Origin of the sequence: Ruegeria aquimaris (assembly GCF_025751555.1) — a bacterium.
Classification (GTDB): domain Bacteria; phylum Pseudomonadota; class Alphaproteobacteria; order Rhodobacterales; family Rhodobacteraceae; genus Ruegeria_B; species Ruegeria_B aquimaris.
Genome location: NZ_JAOWLB010000004.1, coordinates 160,161 through 183,728, shown reverse-complemented (window position 1 = coordinate 183,728; position 23,568 = coordinate 160,161). Strand labels below are relative to the sequence as shown.

The following is a 23,568-nucleotide window of genomic DNA, read 5'->3' as shown; positions in this document are numbered from 1 at the left end:
TGGGCAAGGCCAGGGGCGACCTCATCTAGGTCCGGCAACTCCGTCAGGACGGTCTGCCTGTGACCGTCCCCGCCGGGGGATCACCGGAGCCGCGACCTCGCCGCCGCATCGGGGAGGGGACACATCGGCATTTCGGAGACGCCGCCTGCTTCGGCGCCCCGAAATGCGGCGAACGACCCGGCAAGCGGCGATCCCGGCCCGGTACCACCCTAACGCGCGATCCGCCGCATGATCCGGGCCCGCGCAGCCGGTCTCCAACGCTTGTCCGGTATCGCCTCTGGCACCGGTTCATCGCCGATCGGGCACCGTCAAACCCCGCGCCATCGCCTCCGGTTTCGGGCCGCGCCGCTGCCGGTCGGAGCAGCCGCCTCCTGCCCGGTCTTGCCCTTGCCGCAGCATCTGCGGTACCTCGAACCAAATGAGACCGCCCGCTGCGCCCTGCCGATCCCAGGCCGCAGCCACCGGGCGGTGTCGGCAGCAGGCGATCCGGGGGCAATCGGCAATGGAAGAAGGAGCGTTCTACGATGCTGGTTCCCTTGTCTCGGTCCTGACCACGCAACCGCTCGACCGGCCGCTCGATTACAAGGCACCCGAAGGCGGCTGTTTCGCGGGCGCCTTTGTCGAGGTGCCGCTTGGCCCGCGCAAGGTGCTGGGCGTGATCTGGGGACCGGGCCGGGGCGATTTCGACCGCTCCAAGGTCCGCTCGGTGCTGCGGGTGCTCGATGTCCCGCCCATGCGCGAGGAAATGCGCGCCTTTCTGATCCGGGCCGCCGATTACACGCTGACCCCGCTGCCCGCGATGCTGCGCCTGGCCACCCGTGCGCCGGGCCTGGGCGATCCGCCCTCGATGCGAAAGATATACCGGCTGGGCGGGGCCGAACCCGACCGCATGACCGAGGCCCGGGCCCGCGTGCTCGCGGTGCTGCGCGACTATGGTGGGCTGGCCTTCACCTTACGCGAACTGGCCGAGATGGCCGGGGTGACCTCGTCCGTGGTCAAGGGGCTGGTCAAACAGGGCGCCGTCCGCGAAGAGGACAGCCCCCGCGATCTGCCCTATCCGCATCTCGACCCCGATCTGCCCGGCAAGCCGCTGACCGAGGATCAGGCGGGCGCGGCCGACAGGTTGCGCGCAGGGCTCCGCAGCGGCAGCTATGGCACCACGCTCCTCAAGGGCGTTACCGGCGCCGGCAAGACCGAGGTCTATCTCGAGGCGGTGGCCGAGGCGCTGCGCATGGGCCGTCAGGCGCTGGTGCTACTGCCCGAGATTGCGCTCACGGCCGAGTTCCTTACGCGGGTCGAGGCGCGCTTTGGCGCGCGCCCCGCCGAATGGCACTCGGGCGCGACCATGACCGAACGCCGCCGCATCTGGCGCATGGTGGGGCAGGGCGAGACGCAACTGGTGGTGGGCGCCCGCTCGGCGCTATTCCTGCCCTTCCGCGACCTGGGCCTGATCATCGTGGATGAGGAGCACGACACCTCCTACAAGCAGGAGGATGGCGTTCTCTATAATGCCCGCGACATGGCCGTGCTGCGCGCGGCGATCTGCGGCGCGCGGGTGGTGCTGGCCAGCGCCACGCCGTCGCTCGAAAGCTGGGCCAATGCCGAGGCGGGCAAATACGAACGGCTGGAGCTTTCGTCCCGGTTCGGCGCCGCCACCCTGCCCGAAATGCGCGCCATCGACATGCGGGCCGAGGCGATGACCCCCGGCACCTGGATTTCGCCGAGCTTGCGCGCGGCGGTGGCCGACCGGCTGGCCAAAGGCGAACAGTCGCTCCTTTTCATCAACCGGCGCGGCTATGCCCCGGTCACGCTCTGCCGCGCTTGCGGCCAGCAGATCGGCTGCGATCATTGCGACGCGCGCATGGTCGAACACCGGTTCCTGAAACGGCTGATGTGCCACCAATGCGGCGAGACCAAGCCGATCCCCGACACCTGCCCCCATTGCGGCGCCGAGGGGCGGTTGGCCCCGGTCGGCCCCGGCATCGAGCGGCTGGCTGAAGAGGCCGCCGCCAGTTTTCCCGAGGCGCGGCTCGCGGTGCTCAGCTCCGATCTCTTCGGCTCGGCCCGCGCGCTCAAGGAGCGGATCGAACAGATCGCGGCGGGCGAGGCCGATATCGTCATCGGCACTCAGCTGGTGGCCAAGGGGCACAACTTTCCGCAACTGACGCTGGTGGGGGTGATCGACGCCGATCTGGGCCTGCAAGGCTCGGACCTGCGCGCCGCCGAACGCACCTTTCAGCTGATGCGCCAGGTGGCGGGCCGGGCAGGGCGCGCCGAGAAACCGGGCCAGGCGCTGTTGCAGACGTTCCAGCCCGACCACCCGGTGATCCGCGCCATCCTCGGCGGCGACGAGGAACGGTTCTGGCAGGCCGAGGCCGCCGAGCGCCAGACCGCGGGCGTGCCGCCCTACGGGCGCATGGCCGGGATCATCCTGTCCGGCCCCGAGGCCGGGCCGGTCTTCGACCTCGGCAACGCGCTGGCGCGCAATGACGCGCCCCTGCGTCAGGTCGGGGCGCAGGTGTTCGGCCCGGCGCCCGCCCCCATCGCCCGCGTCCGGGGCCGCCACCGGGTGCGGCTCCTGGTCAAGGCGCCCAAGGGCGCGCCGCTGCAAGAAGCGATCGCCCGCTGGATCGCGCCGCTGCGGCTGAAGGGCGACCTGCGCCTCAGCGTCGATATCGACCCGCAGAGCTTTCTTTGAGTTTTTTTGCGAGGCTCCGCCTCGCGCTCCGGAGTATTTTGAACCAGAAAGAAGCGGCAGCCCGGTCCGGCTTCATTCTGGTCGGCAATACTCCGGGGGTGAGGCCGAAGGCCAAGGGGGCAGCGCCCCCTGTCCGGCCTCTCCGCTGCTACAGCAACTGCTCATAGGCGCTGGTGGCCATCTGGCGCAGAGCGTCACGGGGCAGGGCGCCGGTCAGGACAAATCCCAGCCCGCCCTCGGCCCAGTGCAGGCTTTCGGTCTGCCGGTCTCCACCAAAGCGAAAGGCGCTGTCGCCTGCCTCTTGCTGCGCCACAAAGAGGGTAATCCGCTGACCTTGGGCATTTTCATACATGTAGAGCCCGGCCACACGGTCGCCCGCGGGCAGGACACGCCCGCCCATCAGGGCAAAGCCCGAGGCCGACAGGTCCGGCGGGCTGACCGGGGTGCCGATGCGCTTGGACATCCAGCTGTCCATATGGTCGCGCTGGCTGGCGGGCACCTCGACCGGATGCACCACCTCGACGACATATGTCCTGTGCGCGGTCAGCGCCGCCTCGGCCAGCGCCGGGGCGGGGGCGGGGGCGCCCAGCCGGGCGTGGCCGGCCCAGCCGCCGACAAGACCCAGCGCGAGCAGGGCCATGGCCGCCAGCGCCTGCCGCAGCAGCGGCGCACGCGGCGCCGGGGGCGGGCGCAGGGCCTCGCGCAGCCGCGCGGGCACCGGTTCGGCATCCGTTTCGCCATAAAGCGCGCGGATCTCGGCATTCTGCCGTGCCCAGTCCTCCAGCAGCGCCTGCGCGCGGGGATCCTGCGCCAGCCGCGCCTCCAGCGCGGCGCGCTCGGCGGGTGGCAGCGCGTCCTCGAAATAGGCGATCAGCTCTTCGTCGCTCAGCGGGTCCTGGGTCATGCGCCTCTGCCCTTCTTGCGCGGGCCAGCGGAGGGTTCCCCGCGCCCGGTCATGGATCTCAGATTGGCCCGCGCGCGGGCCAGCCGCGACATCAGCGTGCCCTTGGGAATGTCGAGCGCTGCCGCCGCCTCGTCGAAACTGGCCCCTTCCAGCGCCACGAGCAAGAGCGCGCGGCGCTGATCCTCGGGCAGGCGGGCAATCGCGGCCTCGGTCTCGCGCAGCGCCATATGGCTGTCTTGGCCTGCGGGATGGGCCGGTTCCACCACCAGATCCTCGACCGCCACCAGATGGCCCGCGCGCGCCGCGCGGCGGCGCAGGTCGCGATGCCGGTTGATCAGGATGCGAAACAGCCAGGCCCTGAGCGCGCCGTCCGGGCGGCGGCCGGCAAGGCCTGCCACCGCCCGTTCCAGGCAATCCTGAACCAGGTCGTCGCCCGCCTCGCGGTCCCGCATCAGCGCATGGGCATAGCGGCGCAAGTCGGGGATCAGGGCTTCGATCTGGTCGAGGACCGCCATTCAACCGCTCCGCCGTCAGGGACGGGCCAGGTGCCAAACGCCCTTGACCCCGTCACCGGTGATGTCACCGGCCTTGGCATCCTTGACCCAAGTGTAAAGCGGCATGCCCTTGTGGGTCCACTGGCGCGAGCCGTCGGCGCGCAGCACGATGCCGAATTCGCCCTGCGGCCGGGCGGTATTGGCGGCCTCGAGCGGTGGCCATTTTGCCGCGCAATCGTCATAGCAGTTCGACACGGCAGGCGTGTCCTTGTCAAAGGTATAAAGCGACAGGCCATTGCCATCGGTCAGCACCGCGCCCTTGGCGGTGTCGCCGGTCTGGATCGCGGCGCCCGCCAGAGCGGATGTGGCAATGGCCAGCGACAGGGCGGCCAGGGCAAGGCTGGGTTTCAGGGTCATATCGGGTGTCCTTCTGATCTCACGCAACCGGTGCCTCATGCAACCGGCAGAACAAAGGACGCCAGCGCGCCGGAAATAATCCGTGACCTCGCGTTTTCGTGATCGCGCGCCTATGCGGCTCTGGGGCTGGCGGCGCGCTGGTCGATCAGGAAATCGGTGGCCATGGCCCCCACCCACATGAAGAACAGCGCCGCCCAGGCGGTACCGACAAAGATCGAGCCGCCGGTCACGCCTGCCCCGATGGCGCAGCCGCCCGCCAGCATCCCGCCGAACCCCATCAGCGCCGCGCCGATCATTGCCTTGCGCATGGTGACCGGCCCGTCAAAGGCCTGGATCTTCATCTCGCCCGCCAGCGCCGCCGCGATCATCGCGCCGATGAACACGCCCGGCACCAGCCCGACATCGAATTCCAGAACCGCGTTCCGGTCGAGAAAGAACATCAGCGTATGCGCCGAGGGTCCGGTGAAGGTGGCGCTTTCGATCTGCACCGGTTCAAAGGCCACCTGGCTCAGCGCATAGGTCAGTACCCAGCCCAGCGCCACGGCAAACCCCACGCCCGAGGCAAAGACCAGCCTTGCGGCGCCAATCTCGTTGCGGCGCGCGATCACCAGCGCCACCACCGCGCACATCAGGCCCAGCACCAGACCGCCGTATTCCGGCAGGCCAAAGGTGGAGAGCAGGTTCATGTTGCGCCCGCCTTCGGTGATCCACAGCGCCGCCAGCTTGTCGCGCAGCGGCGACAACAGGCCCGACAGGCTCATTTGCGCCACCACCGCAAAGATCAGCCCCGACACGACCGAGCGCAGGTTGCCGGTCGCCGCCAGCACCAGCAAGCGCCCGGAACATCCGCGCGCCAGCACCATGCCCGCGCCGAACATCAGCCCGCCGATGATCGCCCCCGACCAGCTGCCGGGCACCGCCATCATGCGGGCATCGGCGGCGTTCATCAGCCCGATCAGCTGCGCCGCCTGCACCCAGACCAGCGCGGTCGAAAAGGTCAGCAGCCAGACAGCTACCTTGTCGCCCATCTGGCCACGGGCAAACTCCACCGTCGCGGCGCGCAGGCAGAAGCGCGACCGCTGCGCGGCGACGCCAAAGGTGATGCCGGTGATCAGACCGAACAGGGCGGCGGTGGGGGCTTCGCCGATACGCTCGACAAGGCTGACGATATCCATGGCGGGCATCCTCCGATTCCGGTTGATGACTTATAGGGAAACATTCCAATATCTGATTTGATTTATGTCATCTCGGGCGCGGAAGCGGTGTACAAAACGGTCAATCGGTGCTCCGGGGCCGGTACAAAACGGTCAATTCGGGGTTCTGCGCATCGGCGCAAGGTGACTGTGCGGCCCCGGCTTTCCTCTCGCCAAGGGTTCGGATTGGGCGTAGAGGAAATTCATGAGATCGCTCGTTCCCCTGTCCGAGGCGCAAAGCCTGCCGTTCTGGCGCCGTCCCGTCACGCTGTTGTTCGTGATGGCGATGACCATGCCCATTGCCTTCAACGCCTGGAGCGCGCTGCTCAACAATTTTGTGATCGAGGCCGCGAATTTCGACGGTGCCGATATCGGCCTGCTGCACACGGTGCGCGAGATCCCAGGCTTTCTGGCCATCGGTGTGATCGCCGTGCTGCTGGTGATGCGTGAACAGGTTTTGGGCCTTGTTTCATTGGTCCTTCTGGGCGTCGCGACCGCCGTCACGGCGTGGTTTCCAAGCCTCGGCGGGCTCTTGATGGTGACGCTCTTCAGCTCGATCGGCTTTCACTATTACGAGACGGTCAACCAGTCGCTGCAACTGCAATGGCTGCCCAAGGACCGGGCGCCGCAGGTGCTGGGATGGCTGGTCGCCACCGGCTCGGCCTCGACGCTGGTGATCTATGGGCTGATCGTGCTGACCTGGGACCGGTTCGAGCTGAGCTATAACACCGTGTTCATGGCGGCGGGCGGGCTGACGGCGGCGATGGCTCTGTTCTGTCTCTTGGCCTATCCGCAGTTCGAGGCGCCAACCCCGCAGGTCAGAAAACTGGTGCTGCGCCGGCGCTACTGGCTCTACTATCTGCTCCAGTTCATGGCGGGTGCACGACGGCAGATTTTCGTTGTATTTGCAGGGTTTATGATGGTCGAGAAGTTCGGCTTCGACGTCCATGAACTCACTGGCCTGTACCTGATCAACCTGGTGATCAACATGATCGCGGCGCCAATGCTGGGCCGGGCGGTGGCGCGGTTCGGAGAACGGCGCACGCTGATGTTCGAGTATTCGGGGCTGGCGCTGGTCTTTGCCTGTTACGGCGGCATCTACTGGTTTGGCTGGGGAGTGATGATCGCGGCGGTTCTCTATGTGATCGATCATATCCTGTTTGCGCTGGCACTGGCGCTGAAGACCTATTTCCAGAAGATCGCCGACCCGGCCGATATCGCCCCCACGGCTGCCGTGGCCTTTACCATCAACCATATCGCGGCAGTGTTCCTGCCGGTTCTGCTGGGTCTTTTGTGGGTGGTCTCGCCCTCGGCAGTGTTTGGTCTGGCCGCATGCATGGCGCTGGGGTCGCTGGCGCTGTCACTGCTCATTCCCCGCCATCCCGAACCGGGCAACGAAACGGTGCTGTCGAAATACGCACCCGCCCCGGCGGAGTAGGCGCGGGTGGAGCGGCGCGGGAGATTCCTGAGCGGCTCGACCATGGGGCATGTCGTCCGGATGACCCTGACCGGCGCCATGGGCATCACCTTTGTTTTCCTGGTGGATGCCGCCAATCTCTACTGGATTTCCCGGCTGGGCGAGCCGCGCCTGATGGCAGCGATCGGGTTTTCCTTTGCCATCCAGTTCCTGTCGGTCAGCGTCGGCATCGGGCTGATGATTGGCGCGGTGGCACTTGTCTCGCGCGGGATCGGGCAGGGGCGGCGTGGCCTGGCACGACGGCACGCCACCAGCGCGATGCTGATCGCCTTTGGCGTCCAGAGCCTTGTCGGCCTGCTTATCTTTGTGTTTCGCGACCAGATCGTCAGCCTGTCCGGCGCGACCGGCGAGACGGCGGCGCTGGCGGCGCGCTATCTTGCTATGACGGTGCCCTCGCTGGGTGTGATGGCGGCGGGCATGGTCGCCAATGGCGCGCTGCGCGCCGAAGGCGACGGGGTGCGCTCGATGTCCGTCACCCTGACATCCGGCGGTGTGGCGATGGTGATCGACCCGTTCCTGATCTATGGCCTTGGCATGGGGCTGGACGGTGCGGCGCTGGGCGTGGTGCTGTCGCGCTTCGTCATGCTGGGGATGGCGCTTCGCTTTGCCACCGGGCCGCACGACCTGCTGGCGCGGCCCCGGCGACGGGATGTGAGGGGCACGCTCCGGCCCTTTATGGCGATTGCCGTCGCGGCCATTCTGACCCACTTGGCCGCTCCGGTCGGCAATTACATCCTGACCTCGGTCATGGCGCAGTTCGGTGATCAGGCGATGGCGGGCTGGGCGGTTGTCGGACGACTGACGGTCGTGGCCTTTGGCGGTATCTTCTCGCTGGCGGGGGCCATTGGCGGTATCTTTGGCCAGAACTTCGGCGCGCGCGAACACGCGCGTCTGCGGTCGACATATCGGGACGCGGTGCTCTTCGGGGTTGGCTATACGCTGATCATGTGGGCGGTGCTCAGCGCGGCCGCGCCGGGGATCGCCGCGGTGTTCGACCTGCAAGGCCCCGCGCAGGAGGTGCTGCGCGCCTTTACCCATGTGGGCGCGGGCGGTTTTGTGTTTGCCGCACTGCTATTCGTGTCGAACGCTGCGTTCAATGCGCTGGGCAAGGCACGGCGCGCGACGCTGACCAACTGGCTGCGCGACGGGGTGCTAACCCTCCCCGCCGCGTTGTGGCTGGCGGGTCTCTACGGCGCCGAGGGGGTGATCTTTGCCCAGGCCTTGTGCAGTCTGGTTGTCGGACTGGGGGCGGCTTATTGGGGCTGGCGGTTCGTCATCGGGCTTGGCCGCCAGATGCTGCCACCGCTTGACCTTGCGCCGCCACGGCCCTACGCGCATCCCGATAGATACAGGAGACGCTGATGCCCACCTTTACCGCGCTGACCACCCTGACCGGCAAATCCCAGGCCGAGGCGCTGGGCGAGGCGATGGAGCAACTGACCCCCGAACCGACGGGTGTGGGTGTGTTTGAACTGGAGGATAGCTCGGGCCTGTGGGAGGTCGGCGGGTATTTCACCGAGACACCCGACGGCGCCGGACTGGCGCTGCTGGCGGCGGCCTATGGGGCGCAGCCTTTTGTCGTGTCTGAACTGCCCGAGACGGATTGGGTCGCCCATGTCAAACGCGAACTGTCCCCGGTCGAGGCCGGGCGGTTCTTTGTCTATGGCAGCCATGACGCCGACAAGGTACCCGAGGGCCGCATTCCGCTTTTGATCGAGGCGTCGATGGCCTTTGGTACCGGACATCACGGAACGACACTCGGCTGCCTGCGCGCGCTCGACCGGTTGATCGCACAGGGGTTCGAGGCGCGCAAGGTGGCCGATATCGGCTGCGGCACCGCCGTGCTGGCCATGGCCGCCGCGCGGGTCTGGGATGGCGAGATGCTGGCTTCGGACATCGACGCGGTCGCGGTCGAGGTGGCCGAGGCAAACCTGAAGGCCAATGGCATGGCGGGGGCGGTCACATGCCTGGAAGCCGCCGGGTTCGATCACCCCGCGCTTGGCAAGCATGCCCCTTATGACCTGATCTTCGCCAATATCCTCAAAGGACCGCTTGTGGCGCTCGCGCCCGATGTCGCGGCGCATTTGCGCGACGGGGGATACGCGATTCTGTCGGGTATTTTGAACGAACAGGCCGATGACGTGATCGCGGTTTATGCACAGGTTGGAACCAATCTGGTGGAACGGGAAAAGATTGGTGACTGGACGACGCTGCTGCTGTCCAAAAATGGCCGAATTTAGACCAGTTTTAGGGGCATTTTAGGTGTGGGTCTTGGTTTCGCCCCAATTTCGACGTAGCTTTGTTTCAACGCTGGTGGGGGCCAGTGTATGGAGGCTGCCATGGTCGATAACCGTATCGACTTTGACCACCGGGTCCGTCGTTTGACCAAGAAACACGAGGCCATGACTCGTGGATATTACGGGCGGATTCGCAAAGACGGCTTGATCGAGATGAAGCCACGCCGTGGCGGGATCAAGCTTCCGCTTCGGGCGTTGCTGCTGCTCGTCGCCGGCATTTTCGTCTTCAAGGGGTTTCTGCTCGCCAGTCTGGGGAGCGACACCTATGGTTACCGCGTCGAGAAACTCGCCGGCGGAACGGCGGTGGAACAGGCCGGTGCCTGGGTCATGCAGCCCGATCCGCTGAGTGTCTTGCTTGCGGAGCAAATCGGACCGGTTCTGCGCTGAGTTTTCCCTCGGCAGAAAAAACGCCGCATGCGGACTATCGGCATGCGGCGTTTTCTTTTGCCCGAGAGGGAGGTCGGGAAACTCGCTCAGAAACCACCTTTGCCAGCGGCAACGGCGTCGATATCGCTGCGGGTCAGGCCGATGTCTTCCAGTTCACGATCCGAAAGTTCAGCCAGGGCGTTGCGGGTGACGCGCGCGTCGTTCCATTCGACGATTGCTGTTGCGAAGGTGTTGTAAACGGCTGCGATCCGGCCAACGAGGCCGTTCGAGCCAGTGATGGTGCGGGTGGTGTCCAGTGCAGCCATTTTCTGTGTCCTTGGTGATAGACTGTAAGTCGTGTTCGTTTTCTGATGGCGGGCATCTAGGGGTTCATTCGAGACCGTGCAAGTGCAGAAAGCGCAAGTGCGGCATGCATTTTTGACATAGGTAAGAATCGCTGAAACCCCTTTGAAACATTGGTGAAAATCGGGTTCGAAACATGTCGTTTTCTGCGTTGCAGCATGTCGCTTTTGGGCGCGATGACGCAAACGAACCGCGAGACGTCGAAAACGGGAGTGAGCGCAAATCGCTTGGATAATGTTCTTGTTTCGTGCTAGTTCGTGAGAAAAGTTTCAAAAAGAGCAGAACAGGGCGGCAGCATGCGCATACTTGGCATCGATCCGGGGCTCAGAACAATGGGCTGGGGTGTGATCGAATCGAAGGGAAGCCGCCTGAGCCATGTTGCAAACGGGTTGTGCCATTCGGATGGCGACGATCTGGGAGAGCGGCTGTTGTCGCTGCACAACCAGATTGTCGAGGTGATCGCGAAGTACCAGCCTGATCAGGCCGCTATCGAGCAGACATTCGTCAACAAGGACGGCGCCGGCACGCTCAAGCTGGGCCAGGCGCGCGGGGTGGCGCTCCTGACGTTGGCGCAGGCGGGCTTGCCGGTGGGGGAATATGCCCCGAACCGGGTCAAGAAGACGGTGGTCGGTGTCGGGCATGCCGAGAAGGAACAGATCATTCACATGGTCAAGCTGCAATTGCCAGGCTGCCTGCCCAAGGGCGCAGATGCGGCTGACGCGCTGGCCATCGCAATCTGTCACGCCTATTACGGCGGAGCGCAGGCGCTGAGCCTGAGGGAGGTGCGCGCATGATCGGAAAGCTGACCGGGCGGCTGGACTATCGCGCGACCGATCATATCCTGATCGACGTGCGCGGTGTCGGATACATCGTCTATTGCTCGGACCGGACGATGGCGGCCCTGCCGGGCGTGGGCGAGGTGGTCGCGCTTTATACCGACATGGTGGTGCGCGAGGACCTGATGCAGCTTTATGGCTTTCCGTCGCTGGTGGAAAAGGAATGGCACCGGCTGTTGTGCTCGGTTCAGGGGGTGGGCGCCAAGGTGTCGCTGGCGATCCTGGGTGCGCTGGGTCCGGACGGGGTGAGCCGCGCGATTGCGCTGGGTGACTGGGCCTCGGTCAAGTCGGCCAAGGGTGTGGGTCCGAAGACCGCTCAGCGGATCGTGCTGGACCTCAAGGACAAGGCGCCGGGGGTCATGGCCATGGGTGGCACGGTGGCCCAGGCGATGGAGGGCGCGGTCGAGGTGATCGAGGCGCCGGAACCGAAAGCGCCCGCGCGGCCTCAGTCGGCGGCACCGGCCGGGGCCGCCGCGGCGACCGCAGGCGCATTGTCCGCGCTTGCGAACCTCGGCTATGGCCCGTCCGATGCGGCAGGAGCCGTCGCGCAGGCGGCGGCAGAGGCGCCGGATGCCGGAGAGGCGGCGCTGATCAAGGCGGCGCTGAGATTGCTGGCCCCCAAGTCATGACATGTAGACGCGCCAAAGGTGACCGATGATCGACGCCGACCCGACCCTGCGGCCCGAGCCGCTACCCGAGGATAACGACCGCGCCCTGCGGCCGCAGGCGCTGAGCGAGTTCATTGGCCAGGCCGAGGCGCGGGCGAACCTGCGCATCTTTATCCAGTCCGCCCGGCAACGGGGCGAGGCGATGGACCACACGTTGTTCCATGGACCTCCGGGGTTGGGCAAGACCACGCTGGCGCAGATCATGGCGCGCGAGCTGGGGGTGAATTTCCGAATGACATCCGGCCCCGTGCTTGCCAAGGCGGGCGATCTGGCGGCGATCCTGACCAATCTGGAATCGCGCGACGTGTTGTTCATCGACGAGATCCACCGGCTGAACCCGGCGGTCGAAGAGGTGCTCTATCCCGCGATGGAGGATTTCGAGCTGGATCTGGTGATCGGCGAGGGACCGGCTGCGCGTACCGTGCGGATCGAGTTGCAGCCCTTTACCCTGGTCGGGGCGACCACGCGGATGGGTCTGCTGACGACCCCTTTGCGCGACCGGTTCGGCATTCCGACCCGGCTGCTGTTCTACACGGTGGACGAACTCTTTGAGATCGTCACCCGAAACGCCCGCAAGCTGGGCGCGCCTGCCGACGAGGCGGGCGCGCGCGAGATCGCGCGGCGTGCGCGCGGCACCCCGCGGATCGCCGGGCGGCTGCTGCGCCGGGTCGTCGATTTTGCCGTGGTCGAGGGCGACGGGCGCATCACCCGCGAACTGGCCGATCATGCGCTGACCCGGCTGGGTGTGGATCAGCTGGGTCTTGACGGGGCCGATCGGCGCTATCTGCGACTGATCGCCGAGAGTTACGGAGGCGGGCCGGTCGGGATCGAGACCCTTTCGGCGGCGCTGAGCGAGAGCCGGGATTCGCTGGAAGAGGTGATCGAGCCCTATCTGCTGCAACAGGGGCTGATCCAGCGTACCCCGCGTGGGCGCATGCTGGCGCAAAAGGCGTGGACGCATCTGGGAATTGCGGCACCTTCCGCACCGGGGCAGGCAGAGCTATTCTGAATCGGCGCCGGTCAATGGCGCGGTCTGGGGGAAGGGGAACGAATGACCACGCCGGACTTTACCGCGCTTTGGCCGACTCACCTGATGCGGATCCGCTTGCCGGGGGCAGATCAGGCCAACCCGATCCTTGCCCAACTGATCGAGCAGATGGATGCGGAGCACGACCAGATGACCACCGACTACCTGTCCGGTGATCTCTTCGCGCATCCGCATCCGGCGCTGGGCTGGCTCAAGTCCTGTGTCGAGCGGGCGGTTCTGGATTACGCGCGCGGTACCGGCATCGACTATCCGCTGGATTTCAGGGTGCAGGCCTGGCCCAATGTGAACCGGTTCGGCGACTATCACGACCTGCACAACCATCCGCATTCCTGGCTGTCGGGCACCTATTATGTGCGGGTGCCACAAGGTGAAGATGCACCGCCGGGCCGCAGCGACCGAACCCCCAACGCGATCAGCTTTTTCGACCCGCGCCCGCAGGCCAATATGCTGGCGATCAAGGGCGACCCGCAGGTCGACCCCGAACACCGGATCCTGCCGCAGGGGGGCGACATGCTGCTCTGGCCCGCTTTCCTGCATCACATGGTGCATGTGAACCTCAGCCACGCGGCACGGATTTCGATTTCGTTCAACATCGTGTTGCGCTGGCGGGACGAGTACCTTCCATAACCCGGATGGATCGGGTAGGCGGGGCACATGGACCATACCGAGATCACACGACATTTCACCCGCTCTGACGGTACCTTCCTGTTTGCGCGCTGGGGGCGTCCGATCGTGCCCATCGTGTTCGGTGTCGAGGACCGGACCCTGTCGGTGGTCAAGGGCGCGTTCGAAGCGGTTGTCGCGGTTGCGGGGCACAAGATGGCCGAAACCGATCCCGAGCTTGGCGCCAACTGCATGGTCTTCTTCTTCCGCGACTGGGAGGAACTGCTGGCCGTCCCCGATCTGGACCGGCTGATTCCCGATCTGGGACCGTTGGTCGAAAAGCTGATCGCGGCGGGCGCGAACCAGTACCGGGCGTTCCGCTTTGACAAGGACGGGACGATCAAGGCGGCGTTTGTCTTCTTGCGGATGGATGCCGAGATGTCGGACCAACCGGCGGAGACCCTCGCGCTGACCCAGGTGGTGCAGGTGATGCTTTTGTGGTCGGAACAGGCATTTTCCACCCAATCCCCGCTCGCGCTGGCGGGTGACGCAACGATCCTCAGACCTGAGATTGCCGGTTTGATCCGGGCTGCCTATGATCCGGTCCTGCCGGGGGCGGCGCGGGACGCTTCCCATGCGCTTCGCCTGTTTGCCCGCATGGAGCGCGCGCAATGAGCCATGTGTATCATGTCAGGGTCTATTACGAAGACACCGACATGGGGGGCATCGTCTATCACGCCAATTACCTGCGCTATATCGAGCGGGCACGGTCGGATTGGGTGCGCAAGCTGGGCAACGACCAGAATGCCATGCGCGATGCTGGTCTGGTCTGGGTGGTGCGCCGGATCGAGGCAGACTATCTGGCGCCTGCGAAGTTTGAGGACGAGTTGGTGATCGAGACCGATGTCGTGTCGCTGTCAGGCGCGCGGCTGACCATGTCGCAACTGGTGCGGCGCGGCGAGACCGAGGTTTTCCGTGCCACCGTGACTGCCGTCTGCATGAATGCCGAAGGTCGCCCGGTGCGGCTCCCGGCGGAGATTCGCGCATTGATGTAACATTTTGCGGCACCGCATCTGTTCTGTTGGAAATCGCAAAGAATCTGCTATAGCCTGCCGCGAAACAAGGCCAAAAAAGCGGCCGAACGGCAGAAATGAGCAGGTTCATGGAAACGGAAGCCCTGGCGCTGGCGCAGGAAATCGATTTCTCGATGTGGGGTCTTTTTGCCCGCGCGACACTTACCGTCAAGCTGGTCATGTTGTTGCTGATGGTCAGTTCGTTCTGGGCCTGGTCGATCATCATCCAGAAACACATCTCTTACCGCGCCGCGCGGCGCGAGGCGGACAGGTTTGATCGCGCCTTTTGGTCAGGAGAGCCTCTGGACGAGCTCTTTGAACAGATCGGCACGCAGCCTTCGGGACGCTCGGAGAAGATATTTGCCGCAGGCATGATCGAATGGCGGCGCTCGCACCGCAACGACGGTGGGCTGATCGCCGGGGCGCAATCGCGTATCGACCGGTCGATGGATGTGGCCATCGCCAAGGAGGCCGAGGAGCTTCAGCGCGGCTTGCCGGTGCTGGCGACCGTCGGGTCCACCGCACCATTCGTCGGTCTTTTCGGTACGGTCTGGGGTATCATGCATGCCTTTATCCAGATCGCCGAACAGCAGAACACCAACCTTGCCGTTGTGGCCCCCGGTATTGCCGAGGCTCTGCTGGCGACGGGGCTGGGCCTGTTGGCCGCAATTCCAGCGGTGATCTTCTACAACAAGCTCAGTTCGGACAGCGACAGGATCCTTGCAGGTTACGAGGCGTTTGCCGACGAGTTCGCCACCATCCTTTCACGCCAGCTGGACAGCTGAGCCATGGGTGCCGCGGTTCAACAATCGGATGCGGGCGGAGGGCGCCGCCGCGGACGGCGGCGTGGCCGGGCCCGGCCGATGTCCGAGATCAACGTGACGCCCTTTGTGGACGTCATGCTGGTGTTGCTGATCATCTTCATGGTGGCAGCACCGTTGATGACGGTGGGGGTGCCTGTGGAGCTGCCCAAGACCGCCGCCGGGGCGCTGCCCTCGGATGACGAGGAACCGTTGACCGTAACCATCACCGTCGGGGGCGAGGTACAGATCCAGACCACGCCGGTGGCACGGGAAGAATTCATTGCCCGCCTGCGCGCGATTGCGGCCGAGCGCACCAGCGACCGGGTCTACCTGCGGGCGGATGGGAACATTCCCTATGCTCAGGTCATGCAGGTGATGGGCGCATTGAACGCGGGTGGATTTTCCAATGTGGGGCTTGTCACAGATACCGGCGGCCCCCGCCTTGACGGCAGCGGAGAGTGAGGCAGCGGGTTGCAGACCGGCACCAAGATCTCTGGTATCGCCCATGTCACTCTGGTTGCATGGGCCTTTCTGGGCGGTGCCTTCCGCTCGGAACCGTTACCCTTTGAAATTCAGGAAGTCTCGGTGATCTCGGCCGAGGAATTCGCCGCGCTCAGCGCACCGCGCGAGGCGCCTGAGATCATCCAGAACCCGGCGGAACCCGCCCAACCCGAGGCCCCGGTAGAACAAGCCGCACCTGTCGAACCGGCACAACAGCCCGAGCCGGTGGAAACCCGGCCTGAACCCGTGTCGGTCCCCGCGCCCGAGCCCGAACCGGCCCCTGAGGCAGTTGCTCCCACGCCGGAACCGGCACAACCCGCCGAGGCCCCCAGCCTTGAGCAACCGGAGCCGGAAACGGTTCTGCTGCCCGAGCCGCCGGGCAAGCGGCCCAAACCGCGCCCGGTCGAGCGTGTGGCCCCCGAGCCGGTGGCGCCGCCACCGCCTGATGCGCGGCCCGATCCGGTGGAGACCCCGCCGGTCAGCGCCGAGCAGGGGGCCGAAGCGCCCCAGCCGGAACAGCAGGCCACCGCGCCCGAGGAAGCAACCGATCGGATCACGCCCGAGGCGGAACCCACCGTCGAGGTCGCGCCATCGCGTTCGCCGCGCCCCAAGACGCGGCCGCAGCCCACCCAGACGGCGGCGGCGAAGCCGGACACCAAGCCCGCAGCGACGCCCGAAGCCAAACCGGCGGCAAAGCCCACGGAAAAACCGACGGAGAAACCCGCCGCCACCCCGAACGCCGCGGTGAACGCGGCGCTGGCCGAAGCATTGGCCGAGGCCTCCGAACCGGCAGCGGCACCGGCGCCGAGCGGGCCGCCGCTGACCAGCGGCGAAAAAGACGCGCTGCGCGTGGCGGTGTCCGAGTGCTGGAACGTCGGGTCGCTTTCCACCGAGGCGCTGAACACTACTGTTGTGGTGTCGGTGCGCATGAACGCCGATGGAACGCCGGATACCGGGACGATCCGGATGATCGAAAGCTCGGGCGGATCGTCAGGTGCGGCGAAACAGGCGTATGAGGCCGCCCGGCGTGCTATCATCCGTTGCGGGGCCAAAGGCTATAAACTTCCCAGTGAAAAATACGATCACTGGCGCGATATCGAAATGACATTCAATCCCGAGAGGATGCGGATCAAATGATGAGATTTCTGACCAGCCTGCTTGTCGGCGCCACACTGCTTGCCGCGCCGGCGCAGGCGCAGAACCAGCCGCTCAGGATCACAATCGACGAGGGGATCATCGAACCCTTGCCGTTGGCAGTGCCCAACTTTGTGCCTGACGGTGTCGCAGCGACCGAATACGCCACCCAGATCGCCCAGGTCGTGGCGGCGGACCTGACCGGCAGCGGATTGTTCCGGGAGATCCCGTCGAGCGCCTATATCAGCCAGGTCACCAGTTTTGATGCGCCGGTCCAGTTTGCCGACTGGAAGGCGATCAACGCTCAGGCATTGGTCACCGGCAGTGTCAGCCTGTCGGGCGATCGGTTGACGGTTCGGTTCCGGCTGTGGGACGTGTTCGCGGGAACGGAACTGGGCAGTGGGCTGCAATTTGCGGGTACCACCGACGGATGGCGCCGGATGGCGCACAAGGTGGCCGATGCGGTCTATAGCCGGATTACCGGCGAGGGTGGCTATTTCGACAGCCGCGTCGTGTTCGTGTCTGAAAGCGGCCCCAAGGATCAGCGACGCAAGCGGCTGGCAATCATGGACTACGACGGCGCGAATGTGCAGTACCTGACCGACAGCACCTCTATCGTGCTGGCGCCGCGCTTTTCTCCGACTGGGGACCGGGTGCTCTACACCAGCTATCAGGGGGGCTTCCCGCGCATCCATATTCTGGATGTGGGGCGGGTCGAGCAAAGGGTACTGCAAAGCCAGGAAGGCACCATGAGCTTTGCGCCGCGCTTTTCGCCCGACGGTCAGACGGTGCTGTTTTCGCTGGCGCAGGGCGGCAATACCGACCTTTACACCATGAACATCGCCAGCGGGCAGAGCGCGCGCCTGACCAGCGCGCCGTCGATCGAGACCGCGCCCAGCTATTCCCCCGACGGTAGCCGTATCGTGTTCGAAAGCGACCGCTCGGGCACGCCGCAGCTCTACATCATGGCCGCATCGGGCGGCGAGGCGCAGCGGATCAGCTTTGGTCAGGGCCGCTACGGCACTCCGGTCTGGTCGCCGCGCGGCGATCTGATCGCCTTTACCAAACAAAACAAGGGGCGGTTCCACATCGGTGTCATGCGGACCGACGGCAGCGAAGAACGCCTGTTGACCGCGTCCTTCCTGGACGAGGGGCCGACCTGGTCGCCAAACGGGCGCGTCATCATGTTCACCCGCGAAACGCAAGGCGCGGACGGGCGCGCTTCGCTCTATTCGGTGGACATCTCGGGCCGCAACCTGCGCCCGGTCCGGACCCCGGACGGCGGCAGTGATCCGACCTGGTCGCCGCTATTGCAGTAACACCCGGTTTTCCCCACCTGTACCCGCGTTCACATGGGGCAGGGGCTGTGGTATGAAAGCCTTAACAACAAGGACACATGAGGCACTTGGAATGAACGTATTGAGCAAGATCGCAGCCGCAGCCGCCCTGGTGGCCTTGGCGGCATGCACCAACCCTGACAGCCTCGGCGGTGACGATGCTGTCAATCTGAACAACGGTGTCGGTGGAACTGGTCTGGCCAGTGACCCGACCTCGCCTGCCTATTTCCAGCAGGCCATCGGCGACCGGGTCTTGTTTGCGGTGGACCAGTCCACCCTGAGCGACGAGGCGCAATCGATTCTGTCGGCACAGGCGCAATGGCTACTGACCAACACGGACTACACCGCCACGATCGAAGGCCATGCCGACGAGCAGGGTACGCGAGAGTATAACCTCGCTCTGGGCGCGCGCCGGGCCAATGCCGCGCGCGAGTTCCTGGTTTCGCGCGGGGTCGCCGGGTCGCGACTGAAAACCGTCAGTTATGGCAAGGAACGCCCGATCGAGATTTGCAGCGACGAGGGCTGTTATGCCAAGAACCGCCGCGCGGTGACGGTTCTGACGGCCGGATTGACGGGGTGACCCAATGAGACTGGCGGCGTTGGCACTCGGGCTCTCGATTGTTCTGACGGGACAGGCCCCGGCACAGGAACAGCAGACACTGGCGGATATCCGCCAGGAACTGACCGTTCTGCATGTCGAAATTCAGCGGCTGAAACGTGAGTTCTCGACGACCGGCGCGCCGTCGCCCAACCTGTCCGGAAACACGGTCTTGGAACGCGTGGATGCGATCGAGGTGGAGTTGCAACGCCTGACCGGTCTGACCGAGCAGCTCAACGCGCGAATCGACCGCATCGTGTCCGACGGCACCAACAGGGTCGGTGATCTTGAGTTCCGGTTGTGCGAGCTTGAAGCAAACTGCGATATCGGGAAGCTGTCGGAAACATCGACCCTGGGGGGGGCCGCACCGTCGGTTGCGGCCCCGGCACCTGCCGCGCCGCAACCTCAGACCGAGTTCGCCGTGGGCGAACAGGCCGAGTTCGAGGCGGCGAAACAGGCGTTCGAGGCGGGGGATTATCGCACCGCGTCTGATCTTCTTGCCACGTTCGACCAATCCTATCCCGGCAGCCCGCTGGCGGCAGAGGCGAGTCTGATGCGCGGCAAGGCGCTTGAAGCTATGGGCGATACCCGTGAGGCCGCGCGGGCATATCTCGCCAGTTTCAGCGGTGACAGCACCGGACCCGTCGCCGCCGAAGCGCTGTACAAGCTCGGCGCCTCGCTGGGCAAGCTCGGCCAGACCAGCCAGGCCTGTGTCACCTTGGGCGAGGTGTCCGTGCGTTTCCCGAACGCGGCGGCGGTCGCGGACGCGGGACGCGAAATGTCTTCTCTGGGGTGCTCTTGACGAATACCTCAGCAGAGCTTCTGTCAGTCCTTAGGGCACAGTTTCCTGCCCAGCCGCCAAAACGGCTGGGCATTGCCGTATCCGGCGGCGGCGATTCCGTGGCCCTGTTACATCTGGCCAGCCAGTGTTTTGCGAACGAGGATGTCGAGCTGTTCGCTGCGACGGTTGATCATGGCCTGCGCCCGGAGGCCGCCGATGAGGCGCAATGGGTGGCGCGGCTGGCGGCCGACCTGGGGGTTTCCCACGAGACGCTGAACTGGCGGGGCTGGGACGGAAACGGCAACCTGCAAGATCACGCGCGCAGGGCGCGGTATGCCTTGTTGACTGAATGGGCACATCGCCACCAGATCGTGACGCTTGCGCTGGCCCATACAGCGGACGATCAGGCCGAGACGTTGTTGATGCGGCTCGGTCGCGCAGCAGGGGTTTCCGGGCTTGCGGCCATGCCAAGCCGACGGATGCAGGATGGCGTGGTACTGGTCCGGCCGCTGCTCGGGGTTACGCGCGAGGCCCTTCGGTCCTATCTGAGGTCTGAGAACCTGGCCTGGTTCGAAGACCCGTCTAACGCCGACACCCGGTACGAACGGATTCGCGTTCGCAAGGTCCTCGATTCGTTGCGCCCGCTTGGTCTGGATGCGCGGGTCCTCACAGAAGTCGCCGGAAATATGTCGCGCGCGCGCGAGGCGTTGGATTGGTACACGTTTCTTGCTGCCAAAGACCTCGCCCTGATCGACGCTGGCGACGTGCTGCTGGATTTGCGTGGCTTTCGCACCTTGCCGGAAGAGATCGCACGCCGTTTGCTGCTGCACGTCGTGTGCTGGATCGGTGGCGGTCGCTACCCGCCACGTCGGGTCGCGGTGGCCGAGGCCATGAGCGCGCTGCGCCACGAACGCTCGGCTCAATTGGGCGGGTGCCTGATCCTGAACCAGGGCAGACAGGCGCGGATTTGCCGCGAATACAAGGCGGTCGAAGATATGCGGGCTCAGATGGGCGAGCTTTGGGATGGCCGTTGGGTATTGTCCGGGGCAGTGCTGCCCGAGGCCGAGATCCGCCCGCTGGGCCCCCAAGGCCTGGAGCAATGTCCGAACTGGCGCGATACCGGCCGTCCGCATGCGTCATTGCAGGCGACACCGGCCATCTGGCAGGGCGAAAGCCTGATCGCCGCACCCTTGGCCGGAGAATCAAGGGGATGGTCGGCGCGGTTGGAGAGTGGGGAAGAAGACTTCTATGCTTCCCTTTTATCGCATTGAACCTCGCCCGATCATCTCTATTTTAAGGTTCAAGCTGGCTGTACCTCCGTACGGCCGGAAAGTTTTGGGAGAATGTCCTTGGGCAACGCACGCAACATCGCCTTCTGGGTCGTCCTGTTTCTGTTGATCCTCGCCCTGTTCAACCTGTTCAGCGGGTCGGGCGGAACATTGCAGAGCCAGGAAAAGACCTATTCCGAATTCGTCAGTGCCGTGGATGCGGGCAGTGTGACCAAGGTGACCTTGGACGGCGAACAGATCAGGTATCGCACCGCGGATGGGCGCGACTATGTCACCATCAAACCGGGCGATGCCGAGGTAACGACCCTGCTTATCGACAAGGACATTCCGGTCCGCGCCGAGAAACAGCAGCAATCCGGGTTCCAGTCGTTTCTGATCACGCTGCTACCCTTCCTGTTGCTGATTGGCGTCTGGGTCTATTTCATGAACCGGATGCAGGGCGGCGGGCGCGGTGGCGCCATGGGTTTTGGCAAGTCACGCGCCAAGCTGCTGACCGAGAAACATGGCCGCGTGACCTTTGACGACGTGGCGGGTATCGACGAGGCCAAGGAAGAGCTGGAAGAGATTGTCGAATTCCTGCGCAATCCGCAGAAATTCAGCCGTCTGGGCGGCAAGATCCCCAAGGGCGCGCTGCTGGTGGGCCCTCCGGGCACCGGCAAGACCTTGCTGGCGCGCGCCATCGCGGGTGAGGCGGGCGTGCCCTTCTTCACCATCTCTGGCTCTGACTTTGTTGAAATGTTCGTGGGTGTCGGTGCGTCGCGCGTGCGCGACATGTTCGAACAGGCCAAGAAGAACGCGCCCTGTATCGTCTTCATCGACGAGATCGATGCCGTGGGCCGCCATCGTGGCGCCGGTTACGGCGGTGGCAATGACGAGCGCGAGCAGACCCTAAACCAGCTCTTGGTTGAGATGGACGGGTTCGAGGCCAACGAGGGCGTCATCATCCTGGCTGCCACCAACCGCAAGGACGTGCTGGATCCCGCGCTGTTGCGTCCGGGCCGGTTTGACCGTCAGGTCACCGTCGGCAATCCCGATATCAAGGGCCGCGAGAAGATCCTGGGCGTACATGCCCGCAAAACCCCTCTGGGCCCCGATGTCGATCTGCGCATCATTGCGCGTGGCACGCCGGGCTTCTCGGGTGCCGATCTGGCCAACCTGGTAAACGAGGCGGCGCTGATGGCGGCCCGTGTTGGCCGGCGTTTTGTGACCATGGAGGATTTCGAGAACGCCAAGGACAAGGTCATGATGGGGGCCGAGCGCCGCTCGATGGTGCTGACCCAGGACCAGAAGGAAAAGACCGCCTATCACGAGGCCGGTCACGCGGTGGTGGGCCTTGCCCTGCCGATGTGCGATCCGGTCTACAAGGCCACGATCATTCCGCGCGGCGGCGCGCTGGGCATGGTGGTCAGCCTGCCTGAAATGGATCGGTTGAACTGGCACAAGGACGAGTGTCAGCAGAAGCTTGCCATGACCATGGCGGGCAAGGCGGCAGAAGTTCTCAAGTATGGCGAAGACCATGTTTCGAACGGACCGGCGGGCGACATCATGCAAGCGAGCCAGTTGGCGCGCGCCATGGTTATGCGCTGGGGCATGTCCGACAAGGTCGGCAATATCGACTATGCCGAGGCGCATGAGGGATATTCGGGCAATACTGCCGGTTTCTCGGTCTCGGCCCATACCAAGGAACTGATCGAGGAAGAGGTCAAACGCTTCATTCAGGAGGGCTATGAGCGCGCCCACCAGATCCTGACGGAACAGCAGGAAGATTGGGAGCGGCTGGCTCAGGGTCTGCTGGAGTATGAGACGCTGACAGGCGATGAGATCAAGCGCGTGATGCGGGGGGAACCGCCCACAGCCGGGGATGACGAAGACGACAATGCTGACAAGGGCAATGCAGCCAGCGTGACCGCGATCCCCAAGACCAAGCCGAAACCCGCGCCGCGCGGGGGCATGGAGCCTGAACCGACGGCTTGAGCGAGAATAGAACAACACAAGGCCCGGCGTATGTCCGGGCCTTTGTCGTTTGGGCTGGTCGATCGCCGCGATACCGCTAGGGTTGCCGAGCATGCGGATGATGGAGGGACTGGGTGCCTGTTTTGGAGAAGAGTGGCCATCTCGGCCGGGTGGAATGGCTGGGCCACGTGCCTGCGGGTGGCTCTCTGCGCGCCGAACCGGTCGCTGCGCTGGACCTGAGCTTCGCCGGTATTCCCGGCGAACGGCACGAGGGCGCAACTCGCCCTTCCTGTGTGCGGGTCCGCAACCTCTATGACCGTGACACCGAGATCCGCAATGTCCGCCAGTTGACTATCCTGTCGGCCGAGGAATTGGCGGCGATTGCCGCTGAGATGGGACTCGACCGGCTCGACCCGGCCTTGCTCGGCGCCTCGATCGTGGTCCGCGGCATTCCCGACTTCACCCATGTGCCGCCTTCGTCGCGTTTGCAGAGTGGCGCGGGAACCACCCTGACCATCGACATGGAAAACCGGCCCTGTGTTTTGCCCGGACGCGAGATCGAGGCCGAAGAACCCGGACATGGCGCCGCCTTCAAACCTGCCGCAGAGGGGCGGCGCGGCGTCACCGCCTGGGTCGAAAGGCCCGGGAAACTGGCGGTTGGCGACCAATTGACCCTGTTTGTCCCTGAACAGCGCGCTTGGCGCCCTTGACGACCCGGAGTTTCCGATCTGCGTC

The 23,568-nt window shown here is 65.1% G+C and carries 25 protein-coding genes; 20 read left to right on the top strand and 5 right to left on the bottom strand.

Translation table 11 applies throughout. From position 1 onward, the window contains the following. Window positions 1–502 precede the first annotated feature (502 nt). Window positions 503–2,698, top strand: coding sequence for a primosomal protein N' (locus OE747_RS08110; RefSeq protein ID WP_263828097.1), 2,196 nt, complete (start codon window positions 503–505; stop codon window positions 2,696–2,698). Between the two features lie 148 nt (window positions 2,699–2,846). Here the strand turns inward: OE747_RS08110 and OE747_RS08105 are convergent, their stop codons facing one another. The 4 genes from OE747_RS08105 to OE747_RS08090 form a co-directional block, all read right to left on the bottom strand. Beyond that, window positions 2,847–3,602: an anti-sigma factor family protein gene (locus OE747_RS08105; RefSeq protein WP_263828096.1), complete on the bottom strand. Its 756-nt coding sequence runs from the start codon at window positions 3,600–3,602 to the stop codon at window positions 2,847–2,849. Further along, entirely contained in the window at window positions 3,599–4,117 is a 519-nt protein-coding gene (locus OE747_RS08100) for a sigma-70 family RNA polymerase sigma factor (protein ID WP_263828095.1), read from the bottom strand. Before OE747_RS08100 ends, OE747_RS08105 begins: the two co-directional genes overlap by 4 nt. A gap of 15 nt (window positions 4,118–4,132) precedes the next feature. Then, window positions 4,133–4,513: a COG4315 family predicted lipoprotein gene (locus OE747_RS08095; RefSeq protein ID WP_263828094.1), complete on the bottom strand. Its 381-nt coding sequence runs from the start codon at window positions 4,511–4,513 to the stop codon at window positions 4,133–4,135. 110 nt (window positions 4,514–4,623) lie between these two features. Beyond that, on the bottom strand, window positions 4,624–5,688 hold the full coding sequence (locus OE747_RS08090) for a YeeE/YedE family protein (RefSeq protein ID WP_263828093.1): 1,065 nt from the start codon (window positions 5,686–5,688) through the stop codon (window positions 4,624–4,626). A gap of 223 nt (window positions 5,689–5,911) precedes the next feature. Between OE747_RS08090 and OE747_RS08085 the strand changes: the two genes are divergently transcribed. The 4 genes from OE747_RS08085 (at window position 5,912) to OE747_RS08070 (ending at window position 9,867) form a co-directional block, all read left to right on the top strand. Beyond that, on the top strand, window positions 5,912–7,144 hold the full coding sequence (locus tag OE747_RS08085) for an MFS transporter (protein WP_263828092.1): 1,233 nt from the start codon (window positions 5,912–5,914) through the stop codon (window positions 7,142–7,144). 42 nt (window positions 7,145–7,186) lie between these two features. Beyond that, window positions 7,187–8,545: an MATE family efflux transporter gene (locus OE747_RS08080; RefSeq protein ID WP_263828091.1), complete on the top strand. Its 1,359-nt coding sequence runs from the start codon at window positions 7,187–7,189 to the stop codon at window positions 8,543–8,545. Continuing rightward, entirely contained in the window at window positions 8,545–9,423 is an 879-nt protein-coding gene (locus OE747_RS08075) for a 50S ribosomal protein L11 methyltransferase (RefSeq protein WP_263828090.1), read from the top strand. The genes OE747_RS08080 and OE747_RS08075 overlap by 1 nt, the downstream gene beginning before the upstream one ends. 99 nt (window positions 9,424–9,522) lie before the next feature. Next, the gene (locus tag OE747_RS08070) at window positions 9,523–9,867 is read left to right on the top strand and encodes a hypothetical protein (protein ID WP_263828089.1); all 345 of its coding nucleotides are present in this window, start codon (window positions 9,523–9,525) and stop codon (window positions 9,865–9,867) included. An 86-nt stretch (window positions 9,868–9,953) separates the two neighbouring features. On the opposite strand, the gene OE747_RS08065 is transcribed toward OE747_RS08070, so the two are convergent. Beyond that, window positions 9,954–10,172 carry a DUF1127 domain-containing protein gene (locus OE747_RS08065; protein WP_263828088.1) on the bottom strand — a complete coding sequence of 73 codons (219 nt, stop codon included), beginning with the start codon at window positions 10,170–10,172 and terminating at the stop codon, window positions 9,954–9,956. Window positions 10,173–10,505: 333 nt separating this feature from the next. Here OE747_RS08065 and ruvC point away from each other — a divergent pair, with 333 nt between their 5' ends. The 15 genes from ruvC to OE747_RS07990 all read left to right on the top strand — a co-directional run bounded on the left by ruvC (window position 10,506) and on the right by OE747_RS07990 (window position 23,543). Next, complete coding sequence (gene ruvC, locus OE747_RS08060; protein ID WP_263828087.1) at window positions 10,506–11,003, top strand: crossover junction endodeoxyribonuclease RuvC; 498 nt, start codon at window positions 10,506–10,508, stop codon at window positions 11,001–11,003. Further along, on the top strand, window positions 11,000–11,674 hold the full coding sequence (ruvA, locus tag OE747_RS08055) for a Holliday junction branch migration protein RuvA (RefSeq protein ID WP_263828086.1): 675 nt from the start codon (window positions 11,000–11,002) through the stop codon (window positions 11,672–11,674). The genes ruvC and ruvA overlap by 4 nt, the downstream gene beginning before the upstream one ends. 25 nt (window positions 11,675–11,699) lie before the next feature. Next, window positions 11,700–12,722, top strand: coding sequence for a Holliday junction branch migration DNA helicase RuvB (gene ruvB / locus OE747_RS08050; RefSeq protein ID WP_263828085.1), 1,023 nt, complete (start codon window positions 11,700–11,702; stop codon window positions 12,720–12,722). Window positions 12,723–12,764: 42 nt separating this feature from the next. Then, a complete protein-coding gene (locus OE747_RS08045) occupies window positions 12,765–13,388 on the top strand; it encodes a TIGR02466 family protein (RefSeq protein ID WP_263828084.1) in 624 nt (207 codons plus the stop codon). 27 nt (window positions 13,389–13,415) lie between these two features. After that, entirely contained in the window at window positions 13,416–14,039 is a 624-nt protein-coding gene (locus OE747_RS08040; protein WP_263828083.1) for a hypothetical protein, read from the top strand. Beyond that, window positions 14,036–14,419 (top strand): tol-pal system-associated acyl-CoA thioesterase, encoded by a 384-nt coding sequence (gene ybgC, locus OE747_RS08035; protein ID WP_263828082.1) that lies wholly within the window; start codon window positions 14,036–14,038, stop codon window positions 14,417–14,419. Before OE747_RS08040 ends, ybgC begins: the two co-directional genes overlap by 4 nt. Before the next feature lie 107 nt (window positions 14,420–14,526). Beyond that, on the top strand, window positions 14,527–15,222 hold the full coding sequence (gene tolQ, locus OE747_RS08030) for a protein TolQ (protein ID WP_263828081.1): 696 nt from the start codon (window positions 14,527–14,529) through the stop codon (window positions 15,220–15,222). Between the two features lie 3 nt (window positions 15,223–15,225). Further along, the gene (gene tolR / locus OE747_RS08025; RefSeq protein ID WP_263828080.1) at window positions 15,226–15,702 is read left to right on the top strand and encodes a protein TolR; all 477 of its coding nucleotides are present in this window, start codon (window positions 15,226–15,228) and stop codon (window positions 15,700–15,702) included. A 9-nt stretch (window positions 15,703–15,711) separates the two neighbouring features. Further along, complete coding sequence (locus tag OE747_RS08020; protein WP_263828079.1) at window positions 15,712–16,878, top strand: energy transducer TonB; 1,167 nt, start codon at window positions 15,712–15,714, stop codon at window positions 16,876–16,878. Then, window positions 16,875–18,194: a Tol-Pal system beta propeller repeat protein TolB gene (gene tolB / locus OE747_RS08015; RefSeq protein WP_263828078.1), complete on the top strand. Its 1,320-nt coding sequence runs from the start codon at window positions 16,875–16,877 to the stop codon at window positions 18,192–18,194. Before OE747_RS08020 ends, tolB begins: the two co-directional genes overlap by 4 nt. 91 nt (window positions 18,195–18,285) lie before the next feature. Further along, a complete protein-coding gene (gene pal / locus OE747_RS08010) occupies window positions 18,286–18,792 on the top strand; it encodes a peptidoglycan-associated lipoprotein Pal (protein ID WP_263828077.1) in 507 nt (168 codons plus the stop codon). A gap of 4 nt (window positions 18,793–18,796) precedes the next feature. Beyond that, window positions 18,797–19,612 carry a tol-pal system protein YbgF gene (gene ybgF, locus OE747_RS08005; RefSeq protein ID WP_263828076.1) on the top strand — a complete coding sequence of 272 codons (816 nt, stop codon included), beginning with the start codon at window positions 18,797–18,799 and terminating at the stop codon, window positions 19,610–19,612. Further along, window positions 19,603–20,862: a tRNA lysidine(34) synthetase TilS gene (tilS, locus tag OE747_RS08000; RefSeq protein ID WP_263828075.1), complete on the top strand. Its 1,260-nt coding sequence runs from the start codon at window positions 19,603–19,605 to the stop codon at window positions 20,860–20,862. Before ybgF ends, tilS begins: the two co-directional genes overlap by 10 nt. A 78-nt stretch (window positions 20,863–20,940) precedes the next feature. After that, window positions 20,941–22,854 carry an ATP-dependent zinc metalloprotease FtsH gene (ftsH, locus tag OE747_RS07995; RefSeq protein ID WP_263828255.1) on the top strand — a complete coding sequence of 638 codons (1,914 nt, stop codon included), beginning with the start codon at window positions 20,941–20,943 and terminating at the stop codon, window positions 22,852–22,854. A 113-nt stretch (window positions 22,855–22,967) separates the two neighbouring features. Further along, window positions 22,968–23,543: an MOSC domain-containing protein gene (locus OE747_RS07990; RefSeq protein ID WP_263828074.1), complete on the top strand. Its 576-nt coding sequence runs from the start codon at window positions 22,968–22,970 to the stop codon at window positions 23,541–23,543. Window positions 23,544–23,568 lie beyond the last annotated feature (25 nt).